The organism is Curtobacterium sp. MCLR17_036 (assembly GCF_003234445.2).
GTDB lineage: Bacteria > Actinomycetota > Actinomycetes > Actinomycetales > Microbacteriaceae > Curtobacterium.
Genome location: NZ_CP126269.1, coordinates 1,475,458 through 1,490,110 on the forward strand (window position 1 = coordinate 1,475,458; position 14,653 = coordinate 1,490,110).

A 14,653-nucleotide genomic window follows, 5' to 3' on the forward strand; every position below is an offset into this window, starting at 1 on the left:
GGAACCGGAACCGGAACCGGAACCGGAACCGGTACCGAACCGGAACCGGAACCAGAACTAGAACCAGACCCAGACCCAGACCCAGAACCAGACCCGGGACCGGAACCGGAACCGAACCGAACCGGAACCGAGCCGGAACCAGAACCAAGACCAGAACCGGGACCGGCACCATGACCAGGACCGCTGCCGGCGTCGGTTCCGGATCCGAGCCGGCGGCGGTCGACAACGCTGTGGGCATCGGGTTCGTCGGGCCCCTGACGGATCTGGTTCGCAAGCCCCGGCGCTCGGGCACCGGAACCGTCAGCCGCCGGACCGCATCACCTCACCCGCTGTCTGCCGGCGCGCCAGCCGCCCGCGGCCGGACGTGAGCGGCGCGTCGCGGGACACGCGCTCCGGGCTGCTGCGACACGCGGGCGGTGCGGGCCTCCGCGCAGCCTTGCGGGAAGCCGCACGCCATGCCGGAGACCCCCCGTACGGGTGTCCGTACCGGTCCGTCCGTCCCCCTACGGTCGGAGGACCCGCGGGGGTCCCGACAGCACGCCGACCCGAAGGCACGCTGCCCCCGAGGACTGAAGGACCGTCATGCCCGAACAGCGTGACGGCGCCAGCGTGCGCCGTCGACAGTGGGGATCCGAGCGTCGTACCCGTCCGCTCGACACCCTCCACGAACGTCCCTCCGATCGGAAGCTCGTCTCCGGCCGGGTCGCGATCATCCTGACCATCGCGTTCTGGTCCGCCTACGTCGTCTACACGGTGATCCGGCAGTTCCTGGACTCCGGCACCGAGAGCTTCCGCTTCACGACCGAGGCGATCTCGTACCTCGTGGTCGTCACCTTCCTGACGTTCTCCGCGCTCATGCACCTCGTCGCCCGACAGGGGGCGATGGAGCGCTTCGCGAGCCACGTCCGGGTGCCGCGCGCCGAACTCGACCGGCACTTCGCCGAGGGCCACGAGTCGCCGATGACGGTCCTGGTGCCGAGCTACGCCGAGGAGCCCGACGTCGTCGCCACGACGCTGTGGTCGGCCGCGCTGCAGGAGTACCCCTCGTTGCGCGTGGTGCTGCTCGTCGACGACGCGCCCTTCCCCTCCGACCCGGAGACCCTGGCGAAGCTCGAGCGCACCCGCGCCGTCGCCGCGACGATCCAGGCGCAGCTCGCGGCACCGGCGAACCGGTTCCGCGAGGCCCTGTTCTCGGCCGAGGTCGAGGCGGCGAACGCGCCCTTCGCGAGCGTCGACGCCCTCCGCACGTTGGTCGAACACCACCGCTGGGCTGACGCCTGGCTGCGGCGGCACGCACGGGAGCACGACGTCGTCGACCACGTCGACCGGTTCTTCCACGACCAGGTGCTCGTGGGGCTGGCCGACGAGTTCCGCCTGACCTCCGAGGCGCTCGAGGCGGCCATCGTCGACGCGCTCGACAGCGCGGCCGAGGGGACGACCGAGCCCGGCACGGCGACCGACGGCGCGGACGGCGTCGTCTTCACGGAGATCACCTCGGCCCGCGCGGTCGAGCTCCAGCGCCGCCTGGCGTGGACCTTCACCGCCGAGATCACCACCTTCGAGCGGAAGCGCTTCGCGAACCTGTCCGACGAGGCGAACAAGGCGATGAACCTGAACGCCTACATCGGGCTGCTCGGCGGCTCGTACGCGTTCGAGGAGACGGCGAGCGGCACGATCCTGCGCACCGTCGAGGACCCGACGACGGCGGACCTCGTGGTCCCCGCCTCCGACTACGTCCTGACGCTCGACGCCGACTCGGTGCTGCTGCGGGACTACTGCCTGCGCCTGGTGTACTTCCTCGAGCAGCCGGAGAACGCCAAGGTCGCCGTCACGCAGACCCCGTACTCGTCCTTCCGCGGCGCCGCGACCCGCATCGAGCGGCTCGCGGGTGCCACCACGGACATCCAGCACATCCTGCACCAGGGCATGTCACGCCACGACGCCACCTTCTGGGTCGGGGCGAACGCGGTCATCCGCACGCGGGCGCTCCGCGACATCGAGGAGGTCGAGACGGTCGGCGGCTTCGAGGTGAAGCGCTACGTGCAGGACCGCACGGTCATCGAGGACACCGAGTCGAGCGTCGACCTCGGCATGCACGGCTGGACCCTCGTGAACTACCCGGAGCGACTGTCCTACAGTGCGACGCCGCCGGACTTCGGATCGCTCATCGTGCAGCGGCGGCGCTGGGCGAACGGCGGGCTGCTCATCCTGCCGAAGTACCTGCGCCAGGTGCGCGAGCGTCGCGCCCGTGGCGAGCGCGTCGGCATCGTCGAGTTCTCGCTCCGCGTGAACTACATGGCGTCGATCGCGTGGGCGTCGTTCGGGCTCATCTTCCTGCTGGCGTACCCGTACGACTCGCGGCTGCTCAGCCCGATGGTGCTGCTCGCGGCGCTGCCCTACTTCTGGCTGCTCAGCAGCGACCTGCGGTACTGCGGCTACAAGCGCACCGACGTGTTCCGGATCTACGGCTTCAACCTCATCCTCATGCCCGTGAACGTGGCCGGTGTGCTGAAGAGCATCCAGCAGGCGCTCACCGCGAAGAAGATCCCGTTCGCCCGCACGCCGAAGGTGCGGGACCGGACGGCGTCGCCGGCGCTGTACGTCCTGGCGCCGTACGCGATCGTCGTCTTCTCGGTCTTCACCTTCGCTCGGGACTACCAGGCACAGAACTGGGGCAACGCGGTGTTCGCCGCGTTCAACGCCCTGCTGGCGATGTACGCGATCGTCGCCTACATCGGGATCTGGAACTCGGTCGTCGACGTCTGGATCTGGGCGACGAAGTGGATGTACTACGACCCCTCCGCAAGGGCGGCCGCCCGTGCGGCACGTCGTGCGGAGCGGGCAGCCCGGAAGGACGCCTCCCGCGGGGTCCTCCCCGAGGAGCTCCCCGCCGAGGACTGGCGCGCCACCCTGTACTTCGGCCACCGCGGTGGTCGGATGCCGGTGCGCCACTCCGCCGACGTCGTCGGCGCGACCCACGGGCGCCGGGCCACCGGCAGCCGCGCGACGACCCACCCGACCGCGGCACCGAGCCCGACCGCTCCGAGCCCGACCGCGCCGATCCCGTCCGCACCGCTCCCGTCAGCACCGAGCCCGAGCCCGACCGCGGCCGTCGTGCCGGCGGTGTCCGCCGGCCGCCACGCCGACGGCCGGACCGCCGGCACCACCGCCGCCGGCACCACCGCCACCGGCACCACGACCCCCGACACGAACAGGACCGCCGCCTGATGGCCACGACCCGTCGACTCTCCCCGCTCCGCGTCGGCCTCGCCGTCGTGCTCACCGCGGCCCTCGCCGCCACCGCGTACGTCGGCCTCGGCCGCTGGCAGGCTGCCCACGCCGACGGCGCCGAGCAGCCGTGGTTCGCGGCGTACACCGACGTCACCGTCACGCCGACGTTCGCCTTCGAGGACGTCAAGTCCGCCAAGGGCCGCGACGTCATGCTGTCCTTCGTCGTCGCCGACCACGACGCCGCGTGCACCCCGACGTGGGGTTCCGCCTACACGTTGCAGGGCGCGTCGGACTCCCTCGACCTCGACCGGCGCATCGCCCGCCTGCAGCAGCAGGAGGGTGAGGTCGGGGTGTCGTTCGGCGGACTCGCGAACGACGAGCTCGCCACCACCTGCCGGGACGGCGACGACCTGCTGCGCGCGTACGACACGGTCGTGCGGCGCTACGACGTCAGCACGGTCGACTACGACGTCGAGGGCGACGACCTGATGAACCACGCCGCCGGCAAGCGCCGCGCCGAGGCCGTCGCCGCCCTGCAGGAGCAGCGTCGGGCCGCCGGGCACCCGCTCGCGGTCTGGCTGACGCTGCCCGCCGCTCCCGGAGGCCTCACCGCCGACGGCACCACCGCGGTCGCGCAGTTCCTGGCGGCCGGCGTCGACCTCGCCGGGGTCAACGCGATGACGATGGACTACGGCGACTCGAAGGGGTCGAGCCAGAGCATGTACTCGGCGTCGGTCCAGACCCTGCAGGAGGTCCACCGGCAGCTCGGCGTGCTCTACCAGCGTGCTGGTACCCCGCTCACCGCCGCGACGCTCTGGCGGAAGACCGGCGCGACGCCGATGATCGGCCAGAACGACGTGCAGGACGAGGTCTTCACCCTCACGGACGCCGAGAAGCTGAACGCGTGGGCCCGCGACAAGGGGCTCGGCCGGATGTCGATGTGGTCGCTGAACCGCGACACGACGTGCGGTTCGAACTACGTCAACCTGTCGACGGTGTCGAACTCGTGCTCCGGGGTCGACCAGGGCGGGCGGCTGTTCGCCGACGTCCTGGGCAAGGGCTTCGGCGGCGGGATCGTCGCCGCGGCCTCCGACGTGACGCAGGCGGAGCCGTCGGCGACGATCCAGCCGACCGACGACCCGAAGACGAGCCCGTACCCGGTCTGGGACGCCGACGCGTCGTACCTCGAGGGCACGAAGATCGTCTGGCACCGCAACGTCTACGAGTCGAAGTGGTGGACCTCGGGCGACCTGCCGGACGACCCGGTGCTCAGCGCGTACGAGACGCCGTGGCAGCTCATCGGCCCCGTGCTGCCGGGGGAGAAGCCCGTCGAGCAGCCCACCCTGCCGGACGGCACCTACCCGGCGTGGACCGGCACGAAGCAGTACGACACCGGCGACCGGGTGCTGTTCGCGGGTGTCCCGTACCAGGCGAAGTGGTGGAACACGGGCGACAGCCCGCAGGCCTCGACGAGCGACCCGGACGGCTCGCCCTGGGTGCGCCTGAAGGACTCGGAGATCCAGCGGCTCCTGTCCGGCGACGACCGGTAGCCGACCGGACCACCCGCCGGACGGGAGGCACGGTGCCGGCCCGCACCGCGCCTCCCGTCCGCATGTCGGGGGACCTGCAGGGCCCGTGCGGCGTTCGCGGAGCGCGGACGCTGTCCACAGCCCCGTTCGGGGCTGTGGTTCGGGCACTTCTTTCCGATACGCTTGTGGGCCAAGAGGAGGAGGTCCACCGATGCCAGATCCAGTGGTCCCGCAGCCCGACGGTCAGAAGACCCCGGAGCAGCGGCTGGTCGACACCACGCTGACCTTCAGCATGGACATGGGCGCGGCGCTCACCGCCGAGTCCGGAGTCTCGACCGAGGAACGCGACGCCGTCAACGCACTGCCGTCCGGTTCGGCGTTGCTCGTGGTCCGACGCGGCCCGAACGTGGGCGCGCGGTTCCTCCTCGACTCCGACGTCACGACGGCCGGCCGGCACCCCGACGCCGACATCTTCCTCGACGACGTCACCGTCTCCCGCAAGCACGCGCAGTTCCTGCGGCACGGCACGGCCTTCACCGTGAAGGACAACGGCTCCCTCAACGGCACCTACTTCGACGGCGTGCGCATCGACGAGGCGCCGCTCACCGACGGTGCCGAGGTCCAGGTGGGCAAGTTCCGCCTGACGTTCTACGCCTCCCGGGTCGACCTGGCGCGCCTGGCGACCGCGTAGTGGCCGCACGGTCCGCTGCGGCCCGGGCGGGGAACGCGGCACCGGACCTGCTCACCATCGGGCAGGTCCTCGCGCGCCTCAAGCCCGAGTTCCCGGACCTGTCGAGCTCGAAGCTCCGCTTCCTCGAGGAGCGCGAACTCGTCACCCCGATCCGCACGGCGAGCGGCTACCGCAAGTTCTCGCCCGCCGACGTGGACCGGCTCCGCGTCGTGCTCGGCCTGCAGCGCGACCACTACCTGCCGCTCAAGGTCATCAAGGACTACCTTGCCGACCTCGACGCCGGTCGCGAGCCGGTCCTGCCCGGCGGCGGCGATGCTCCCCGGCCGTCGATGCTCGGTCGGGAGCGCCGCTACACCCGCGACGAGACCGTCCGGGCCGCCGGCGCGTCGCCGATGCTGCTCGCCGACGCGGTGTCGGCGTCGCTGCTGCCCGCGACCGAGACCTACGACGAGGCGAGCGTGTCGGTGCTCAAGGCGCTCGTCGACCTGCAGCGCACCGGCATCGAACCGCGTCACCTCCGCACGCTCCGCAGCACCGCCGAGCGCGAGGTCGGGCTCATCGAGTCCGCGCTCATGCCGGTGTCGCGACGCGGCGACGCGACCTCGCGGGCGAAGGCCGCCGAGGCCGCGCGTGAGATCGCGGGGCACCTCGAGGTCATCCGCTCGAACCTCATCCGCGCCGCCATCGGTCGACTCGACACATGACGCTGTCGGGCGCTCCGCGGGGGCTTGTGTGTCGGAAGGTGGGGCGTATCCTCGACACGCCGGACGCGCCGGGTCGGATGTCCCGCGTGGGAGCGGTCGGAGTCGCTACCGTGGACCTCGGAACAACTCTCAACCCGTCATTGAACGTTCGGGTGGGAGCTCGATCGTCGTGGAAGGCAAGCTCATGAGTGGGAACGACACCCCTGGCACCGAGTCGGACACGACCCGGTACGACCTCGGGCTGCTCTTCACCGATGGCCTGCCCGAGCACGACGAGCAGAACGGCTACCGCGGCACCGTCGCCGCCCGGGCAGCCGGCATCTCCTACCGCCAGCTCGACTACTGGGCCCGCACCGAACTCGTGCAGCCGACGATCCGCGGGGCCGCCGGCTCCGGGTCGCAGCGCCTGTACGGCTTCCGCGACATCCTGGTCCTCAAGCTCGTCAAGCGCCTGCTCGACACCGGCATCTCCCTGCAGCAGATCCGCACCGCCGTGAACCAGCTCCGCGAGTCGGGCGTGTCGGACCTCGCCCAGACCACCCTGATGTCCGACGGGGCCTCGGTCTACCTCTGCACCTCCGACGACGAGGTCATCGACCTCGTGTCCCGCGGCCAGGGCGTCTTCGGCATCGCGGTCGGCAAGGTCCTGCGCGAGGTCGAGAGCTCCCTGGTCGAGCTCGACGCCACCGCCGCGGCGGACCCGGCCGACGAGCTCGCCGCTCGCCGGGCGACGCGCGCGTCCTGACCAGGTTCTCGTCCCTGCGGCTCGGCCCGAGTGGTCACGAACTGCCGTGTGCGTGTCGCCGAGTGGTCACGAACTGTCGCCTGCGCCGTTGCCGACCGACAGTTGGTGACCCCTCGGCGGACGTGAGCGGCATGTCGTGACCGCTGAGCATGCCGGAGTCGGGCGTGTCTGCCGGGGCCGGGGTGGGCCTCCCCACAGTCGCCGAGTGGTCGCGAACCGCCGGGTGCACCTCGTCGAGTGGTCAGGAACTGTCGCCTGCGACGTTGCCGACCGACAGTTGGTGACCGCTCGGCGGACGTGAGCGCCACGTCGTGACCGCTGGGCGAGCCGGTGGGCGAGCCGGAGTCGGGCGTGTCTGCCGGGGCCGGGGTGGGCCTCCTGGCAGACGCCGAGTGGTCTCGAACCGCCGTCGGCACCTCGTCGAACGGTCACGAACTGTCGTCTGCGACGTTGCCGACCGACAGGTGGTGACCCCTCGGCGGAGGTGAGCGGCACGTCGTGACCGCCCGACCGCGACGACCTACGCGGCGCCGCCCTCGGCGTACGGGCCGATCTTGCCCGTGCGCATGATGCGCTCGAGCAGCTGGTCGAAGTTCTTCGCCATCTCCTGCGCGGACTCGCCCGGCCAGACGTGCAGGGGCTTCGCGGCGCCCTGGGCCTGCTGGAGCGAGGTGCGCTCGGGCAGCTGGGGGGAGAGCACGAGGGGGCCGAACATGTCCCGGAGCTCCTTGATGCGGAACTGGTGCTCGAGGGACTGCACGCGGGCGCGGTTCACGATGATGCCGAGCGGCTGCAGTCGGGGGGAGAGGCCGCGGCGGATCTCCTCGATGGCCCGCAGGGCACGGTCGGCGGCGGCGACGGAGAAGAGACCGGGCTCGGTGACGACGGTGACGCGGTCCGATGCGGCCCACGCGGTGCGCGTGAGGGCGTTCAGGGACGGCGCGCAGTCGATGAGCACGAGCTCGTAGTCCTGCTCGACGTTGGCCAGGGCCTCCTCGAGCTTCCAGATGTCGCGGATGGAGGGGTGCGGGCCGTCGAAGTTGATGGCGGAGGGCGACCCGACCATGACGTCGATCTTGCCCTGCGAGCCCTTCGTCCAGCCCGACGGGGCGATCGCCTGGCGGACGATCTTCTCCTTCGGGTTCTCGAGCACGTCGGCCACGTTGAGGTGTCCGGCGATGTTGATGTCGAGGCCGGTCGAGACGTCGGACTGCGGGTCGAGATCCACCACCAGCGTGCGCAGTCCCTTGGCGAACGCGGCCGAAGTCAGGCCGAGCGTCACCGTCGTCTTGCCGACACCACCCTTGAGGGAGCTCACGCTGAGTACATGCACGGTGAGCCACGTTACCGCCGATAGGGTTGTCCCACCTCAACCCGGGCTGAAAGGGACCTCGTGTTCAGCAAGATCCTGGTCGCGAACCGTGGCGAGATCGCCATCCGAGCATTCCGCGCTGCGTACGAACTCGGGGCGCAGACGGTCGCCGTCTACCCGTACGAGGACCGCAACTCGCTGCACCGGCTGAAGGCCGACGAGGCGTACCGCATCGGTGAGCGGGGACACCCGGTCCGGGCCTACCTCGACGTCGCCGAGATCGTCCGCGTGGCGCGGGAGTCCGGTGCCGACGCGATCTACCCCGGCTACGGCTTCCTGTCCGAGAACCCGGAGCTGGCGGCAGCGGCTGCGGCCGCCGGCATCACGTTCATCGGTCCGGGGGAGCACGTGCTCGAGATGGCCGGCAACAAGGTCACCGCGAAGGAGCACGCCATCGCGGCCGGGGTCCCGGTCCTGGCGAGCACGCCGGCGAGCCGCGACGTCGACGAGCTCGTGGCCGGCGCCGACGCCATCGGGTTCCCGGTGTTCGCGAAGGCCGTCGCCGGTGGCGGCGGGCGCGGCATGCGCCGGGTCGAGACGAAGGCCGAGCTCCGCGACGCCCTCGAGGCCGCGATGCGCGAGGCCGACAGCGCCTTCGGCGACCCGACGATGTTCCTCGAGCAGGCCGTCATCCGGCCGCGGCACATCGAGGTCCAGATCCTCGCCGACGCGACCGGCACCGACGCCGGCACGATCCACCTGTTCGAGCGCGACTGCTCGGTGCAGCGGCGCAACCAGAAGGTCGTCGAGATCGCCCCGGCGCCGGACCTCGACCCCGCGATCGCGCAGGCGCTGCACCGCGACGCCGTGGCGTTCGCCCGGTCGATCGGGTACGTCAACGCCGGCACGGTCGAGTTCCTGCTCGACACCGAGGGCGAGCGCGCCGGCCAGCACGTCTTCATCGAGATGAACCCGCGCATCCAGGTCGAGCACACCGTGACCGAGGAGGTCACCGACGTCGACCTCGTGCAGTCGCAGATGCGGATCGCCTCGGGCGAGTCGCTCGCCGACCTCGGGCTGTCGCAGGACACCGTCCGCGTGCACGGGGCGGCGCTGCAGACCCGCATCACGACGGAGGACCCGACGCAGGGCTTCCGCCCGGACACCGGCCGGATCAGCACCTACCGCAGCCCGGGCGGCGCGGGCGTGCGCCTCGACGGCGGCACGGTCGCCACCGGCGCGCAGATCAGCCCGCACTTCGACTCGATGCTCGCCAAGATGACGTGCCGCGGTCGTGACTTCCCCGCGGCGGTGGCGCGCGCGAAGCGAGCCCTCGCCGAGTTCCGCATCCGTGGCGTGAGCACGAACATCCCGTTCCTGCAGGCCGTGCTCGAGGACCCGGACTTCGCCCGCGGCGACGTGTCGACGAAGTTCATCGAGGAGCGTCCGCAGCTGCTCGGTGGCCACGTCTCGAAGGACCGCGGCACGAAGGTGCTCAACTGGCTCGCCGACGTGACGGTGAACAAGCCGAACGGTGAACGGTCGCCGCTCGTCGTCGACCCGGGCGTCAAGCTGCCCGACGTCGACCTGGGCACCGCGGTGCCCGAGGGCCAGCGCGACCGCCTGCTGGCGGTGGGGCCGGCCGAGTGGGCGCGGGGACTCCGCGCGCAGACGGCCCTGGCGGTCACCGAGACGACGATGCGCGACGCGCACCAGTCGCTCCTCGCCACCCGGGTCCGGACCAAGGACCTCGTCGCGGTGGCGCCGTACGTCGCCCGGCTCACCCCGCAGCTGCTCAGCGTCGAGGCGTGGGGCGGCGCGACGTACGACGTCGCCCTGCGGTTCCTCGGCGAGGACCCCTGGGAGCGCCTGGCCTCGCTGCGGCAGGCGATGCCGAACATCCCGGTGCAGATGCTGCTGCGCGGTCGCAACACGGTCGGCTACACGCCGTACCCGACCGAGGTCACCGACGCGTTCGTCGACGAGGCCGCACGGAGCGGTGTCGACGTGTTCCGGGTGTTCGACGCGCTGAACGACGTCAGCCAGATGCGCCCGGCGCTCGAGGCGGTGCTCGCGACCGGCACGGCCGTCGCCGAGGCCGCGCTCTGCTACACCGCCGACCTGCTCGACCCGGCCGAGGAGCTCTACACGCTCGACTACTACCTCCGGCTCGCGGAGCAGATGGTCGAGGCGGGCGCCCACGTCATCGGGATCAAGGACATGGCCGGCCTGCTCCGCGCCGGTGCGGCCGAGAAGCTCGTCGGTGCGCTGCGCGAGCGCTTCGACCAGCCGGTGCACGTGCACACGCACGACACCGCGGGCGGGCAGCTCGCGACGCTCCTCGCCGCCGCGCGGGCCGGTGCCGACGCCGTCGACGTCGCGTCCGCGCCGATGGCCGGCACGACGAGCCAGCCGAGCATGTCCGCCCTGGTCGCCGCCCTGGCGCACACCGAGCGCGACACCGGTCTGTCGCTCGGCGCGGTCGGTGACCTCGAGCCCTACTGGGAGGCCGTCCGCCGCGCCTACGCCCCCTTCGAGTCGGGGCTGGCCGGGCCGACGGGTCGCGTCTACCAGCACGAGATCCCTGGTGGCCAGCTGTCGAACCTCCGGCAGCAGGCGATCGCCCTCGGCCTCGGCGACCGCTTCGAGCAGGTCGAGGACTGGTACGCCGCGGCGAACCGGATCCTCGGCCGCCCGACCAAGGTGACGCCGTCGTCGAAGGTCGTCGGCGACCTCGCACTGCAGCTCGCCGCGGTCGGCGCCGACCCGGCCGACTTCGAGCAGAACCCTGACAAGTACGACGTCCCGGACTCCGTGGTCGGGTTCATGGCCGGTGAACTCGGCGACCTGCCCGGCGGCTGGCCCGAGCCGTTCCGCTCGAAGGTCCTGGCAGGCCGCGACGTCCGACTCGAGATCGCCCCGGTGCCCGACGCCGAGCGCGCGCACCTCGAGACCCCCGGCCCCGAGCGGCAGCAGGCCCTCAACCGCCTGCTCTTCCCGCAGCCCACCCAGCAGTTCGCCCGTGTCCGCGAGCAGTACGGCGACCTGTCCGTCGTGCCGACGGTCGACTACCTGTACGGGCTGCGTCCCGGCCAGGAGCACGTCGTCCCGCTCGGCCGGGGCGTCGACCTGTTCGTCGGGCTCGAGGCGATCGGCGAGGTGGACGACAAGGGCATCCGCACGGTCATGGCGACGATGAACGGGCAGCTCCGCCCGGTGTCGGTCCGCGACCGTTCGGTCGAGGTCGAGACGAAGGCCGCCGAGAAGGCCGACCCGTCCGACCCGAAGCACATGGCCGCGCCGTTCTCCGGCGTGGTGACGCTCAAGGTCGCCGTCGGTGACGTCGTCGAGGCGGGCACGCCCGTGGCGACCATCGAGGCGATGAAGATGGAAGCGGCCATCACGGCGCCCGTGTCGGGCACCGTCGGCCGTCTCGCGATCCCGGCGACCCAGCAGGTGGACGCCGGCGACCTGTTGGTGGTGCTGCAGTAAATTGACCGTCCGTCCCATCCGCCTGTTCGGCGACCCCGTCCTCCGTTCCCCGGCGGACCCGATCCGACCCGAGTCCCTCGGCAGCCAGGGGGTCCGCGACCTCGTGCAGGACCTCGTCGACACCGTCAAGGAACCCGGACGTGCCGGCGTGGCCGCGCCCCAGATCGGCGTCGGACTCCGTGCGTTCTCGTACAACGTGGACGGCGAGGTCGGCTACGTGCTCAACCCCGAGGTCGTCGAGGTCTCCGGCGAGCCCGAGCTCATGGAGGAGGGCTGCCTGTCCGTCCCCGGCCTCGGCTACCCGACCCGTCGGCACCCGTACGCCAAGGTGCGCGGGGTCGACGTCGACGGGAACGAGGTCGTGCTCGAGGGCACCGGGCTCATGGCCGAGGCGCTCCAGCACGAGGTCGACCACCTCGACGGCACCGTCTACGTGATGACCCTCGACCCCGAGGTCCGGCGTCAGGCGTTGCGTGACATCCGCGCGCAGGACTGGTTCCACTGATCGGACGCCCGTTCCGGTGACACCCGGAAGCGGGATTGTCGTCGCGTCGCGCCGACGGGGTACCGTGTGCGGGTCGGTCACCCCGCCGACACGGTCTCCCACACCACAGGACGCACCATGGCACCCCAGAACGACGAGCTCAGCTCGCACCGCACCCGCACGAACCTCCGCCCGGAGCAGGGCCAGACCCCGACCGGCTCGACGGCCGTCCTCGACGACCCGGACGCCCAGCAGACGACGGACCGCTGACGCAGATGCGGGTCGCGCCCCGCGCGCATCCGTGATGCTCTGGAGGCCCGGTGCCGGTCTCTGGGACCGGCACCAGGCCTCCGATTCGTCAGGACGGACGTTCCTGCCCATCGAACGCGAGATGAGAAGGTGATCCGCGCGTCGGAGGGCAGAACTTCCGTCCTCCTACGGGCGAATCGTCCGCCCACGCGCGAATCGACCTCCCACGCGCGGAATGCCGTCCCACGCGCGGGACGGCCCCCTACGCGCGACGGCGCCGGCCCTCGACGACCGGCGTCGCCGTCGTCTGCACCTTCGACCCCGAGTAGATGTGCTCGACGTCCGCGGCGAAGTCGCGGAGCACCACCGCGCGCTTGATCGTGAGCTTCGGGGTGAGGTGCCCCGAAGCCTCGGTGAGGTCCGCGTCGAGGATCGTGAAGGACCGCACCGACTCGGCGCGCGAGACCCGTCCGTTCGCGGCGTCCACGGCCTCCTGCACGGCGGCCAGCACCCGGTCGTCGCGGGTCGCGGCGCCGGGCTCGAGCGCCGGCGAGATGCCCCGGCTCTCGCACCAACCGGGCAGCATGTCGCGGTCCAGGGTGACGAGCGCGGCGACGAAGGGCTTGCCCTCGCCGACCACGACGACCTGTCCGACGAGCGGGTGCTCGCGGATGCCGTCCTCGAGGGGCGCGGGCGCGACGTTCTTGCCGCTCGCGGTGACGATGAGCTCCTTGGCCCGGCCGGTGACGGTGAGCACGCCGTCGCCGTCGAGTCGGCCGAGGTCACCGGTGCGGAACCAGCCGTCAACGAAGGCGGATGCCGTGGCCTCCTCGTTGTGCCAGTAGCGGTCGAAGACGTCGACGCCGCGGATGAGGATCTCGCCGTCGTCGGCGATGCGGACCTCGACGCCGGGCAGGGCGGGGCCGACCGACCCGATGCGCAGGTCGGTGGCGCGGTTCACGGTCGCCGGGGCCGTCGTCTCGGTCAGGCCGTAGCCCTCGAGGATGAGCACGCCGATCGAGCGGAAGAAGTGCGACAGCCGCGGTGAGAGCGGCGCCGAGCCGCTGACCGCGTACCGGGTGCGGCCGCCGAGGGCGTCGCGGAGCCTGGCGTAGACGAGCTTGTCGAACAGCCGGAAGCGCAGCGCGAGGCCCAGGGGCACCCGGCCGGCCGCGACGGCCTCGGAGTGCGCGACCGCGGTGGCCGCCGCCGCGCGGAACACCCGGCCGCGGCCGCCGAGGTCGGCCTTCTGCTCGGCGGAGTTGTAGATCTTCTCGAACACGCGCGGCACCGCGAGCAGGAACGTCGGGCGGAAGGTCGAGACCGCACGCATGAGGTCCTTCGTGTCCGGCTCGTGGCCGACCAAGACGCCCGTCGAGATCGACATGACCGCGATGAACCGGGCGAAGACGTGGGCCATCGGGATGAAGAGCAGGGTGGAGGACCCGTCGGCGACCACCTCGGGCATGGCCTCGCTCGCGCCCTCGACCGTGGCGGTGAAGTTGTCGTGCCGGAGCACGCAGCCCTTCGGCCGGCCGGTGGTGCCCGACGTGTAGATGATCGTGGCGTCGTCGTGTCCGTGCACGTCCGCGGTCCTGGCGTCGAGTTCGTCGTCGGTGACGTGCTCGCCGAGCCGGACCAGGTCGTCGAGGCCGCCCCCGTCGATCGTCCAGTGCTGCCCGAGGTGCGGCAGGTCCGGCGCGATCGAGGCGACGCGGCGCGCGTGCTCCTCCTGCTCGACGACGATCGCGACCGCCTCGGAGTCGGACAGGATCCAGCGGACCTGGTCGGGGGAGCTCGTCTCGTAGACCGGGACGGACACCAGGCCCGCCTGCCACAGGGCGAAGTCGACGAGGGTCCACTCCATGCGGGTGCGGGAGAGGATCGCCACGTGGGCACCCGGCGCCAGGCCGGCGGCGACGAACCCCTTCGCGATGCCGCGGACGCGTGCGAGCGTCTCGGCGGCGGTGACGGTGCTCCACGAGTCGCCGTGGCGCTGCGCGAGGACCGGTCGGTCCGGCGTGCTGGCGGCCCGGGCCTCGAGCAGCCGGGCGGCGGAGCCGTGGTCGGGGGCGACCGGACCGGTGCCGGTGCTGCTGCCGGAGGCGGACCGGGCGCGGTCCGGGGTCGGGGTGCTGCGCGGTGCGGGCCGCTGATCGTTCACGGTGACTCCCTTGTCTGCCGGTTCGATTCGGTGTCGACTCGTCCTCGAGACG

General features: G+C 71.8%; 10 protein-coding genes. 8 read left to right on the plus strand and 2 right to left on the minus strand.

What is annotated here, in order from left to right:
• The first annotated feature begins 582 nt into the window (after positions 1-582).
• The 5 genes from DEI99_RS07035 to DEI99_RS07055 all read left to right on the plus strand — a co-directional run bounded on the left by DEI99_RS07035 (position 583) and on the right by DEI99_RS07055 (position 6,900).
• Positions 583-3,228: a glycosyltransferase family 2 protein gene (locus DEI99_RS07035; RefSeq protein WP_181434325.1), complete on the plus strand. Its 2,646-nt coding sequence runs from the start codon at positions 583-585 to the stop codon at positions 3,226-3,228.
• Positions 3,228-4,781 carry a chitinase gene (locus DEI99_RS07040; protein ID WP_111040626.1) on the plus strand — a complete coding sequence of 518 codons (1,554 nt, stop codon included), beginning with the start codon at positions 3,228-3,230 and terminating at the stop codon, positions 4,779-4,781. Before DEI99_RS07035 ends, DEI99_RS07040 begins: the two co-directional genes overlap by 1 nt.
• A 190-nt stretch (positions 4,782-4,971) precedes the next feature.
• A complete protein-coding gene (locus DEI99_RS07045; RefSeq protein ID WP_111040625.1) occupies positions 4,972-5,451 on the plus strand; it encodes an FHA domain-containing protein in 480 nt (159 codons plus the stop codon).
• A complete protein-coding gene (ftsR, locus tag DEI99_RS07050) occupies positions 5,451-6,155 on the plus strand; it encodes a transcriptional regulator FtsR (RefSeq protein ID WP_071254514.1) in 705 nt (234 codons plus the stop codon). The genes DEI99_RS07045 and ftsR overlap by 1 nt, the downstream gene beginning before the upstream one ends.
• A gap of 184 nt (positions 6,156-6,339) precedes the next feature.
• Positions 6,340-6,900: a MerR family transcriptional regulator gene (locus DEI99_RS07055; RefSeq protein ID WP_071254515.1), complete on the plus strand. Its 561-nt coding sequence runs from the start codon at positions 6,340-6,342 to the stop codon at positions 6,898-6,900.
• A 520-nt stretch (positions 6,901-7,420) separates the two neighbouring features.
• Here the strand turns inward: DEI99_RS07055 and DEI99_RS07060 are convergent.
• Positions 7,421-8,233, minus strand: a complete 813-nt coding sequence (locus tag DEI99_RS07060; protein ID WP_071254517.1) for a ParA family protein — start codon at positions 8,231-8,233, stop codon at positions 7,421-7,423.
• A 60-nt stretch (positions 8,234-8,293) separates the two neighbouring features.
• Here DEI99_RS07060 and DEI99_RS07065 point away from each other — a divergent pair, with 60 nt between their 5' ends.
• The 3 genes from DEI99_RS07065 to DEI99_RS07075 all read left to right on the plus strand — a co-directional run bounded on the left by DEI99_RS07065 (position 8,294) and on the right by DEI99_RS07075 (position 12,458).
• Positions 8,294-11,704 (plus strand): pyruvate carboxylase, encoded by a 3,411-nt coding sequence (locus tag DEI99_RS07065; protein ID WP_111040624.1) that lies wholly within the window; start codon positions 8,294-8,296, stop codon positions 11,702-11,704.
• 1 nt (position 11,705) lies between these two features.
• Positions 11,706-12,209, plus strand: a complete 504-nt coding sequence (locus DEI99_RS07070) for a peptide deformylase (protein WP_111040623.1) — start codon at positions 11,706-11,708, stop codon at positions 12,207-12,209.
• A 117-nt stretch (positions 12,210-12,326) separates the two neighbouring features.
• Complete coding sequence (locus DEI99_RS07075; RefSeq protein WP_258369181.1) at positions 12,327-12,458, plus strand: hypothetical protein; 132 nt, start codon at positions 12,327-12,329, stop codon at positions 12,456-12,458.
• A gap of 241 nt (positions 12,459-12,699) precedes the next feature.
• Here the strand turns inward: DEI99_RS07075 and DEI99_RS07080 are convergent, their stop codons facing one another.
• Complete coding sequence (locus DEI99_RS07080; RefSeq protein WP_258369180.1) at positions 12,700-14,601, minus strand: AMP-dependent synthetase/ligase; 1,902 nt, start codon at positions 14,599-14,601, stop codon at positions 12,700-12,702.
• Positions 14,602-14,653: the final 52 nt, after the last annotated feature.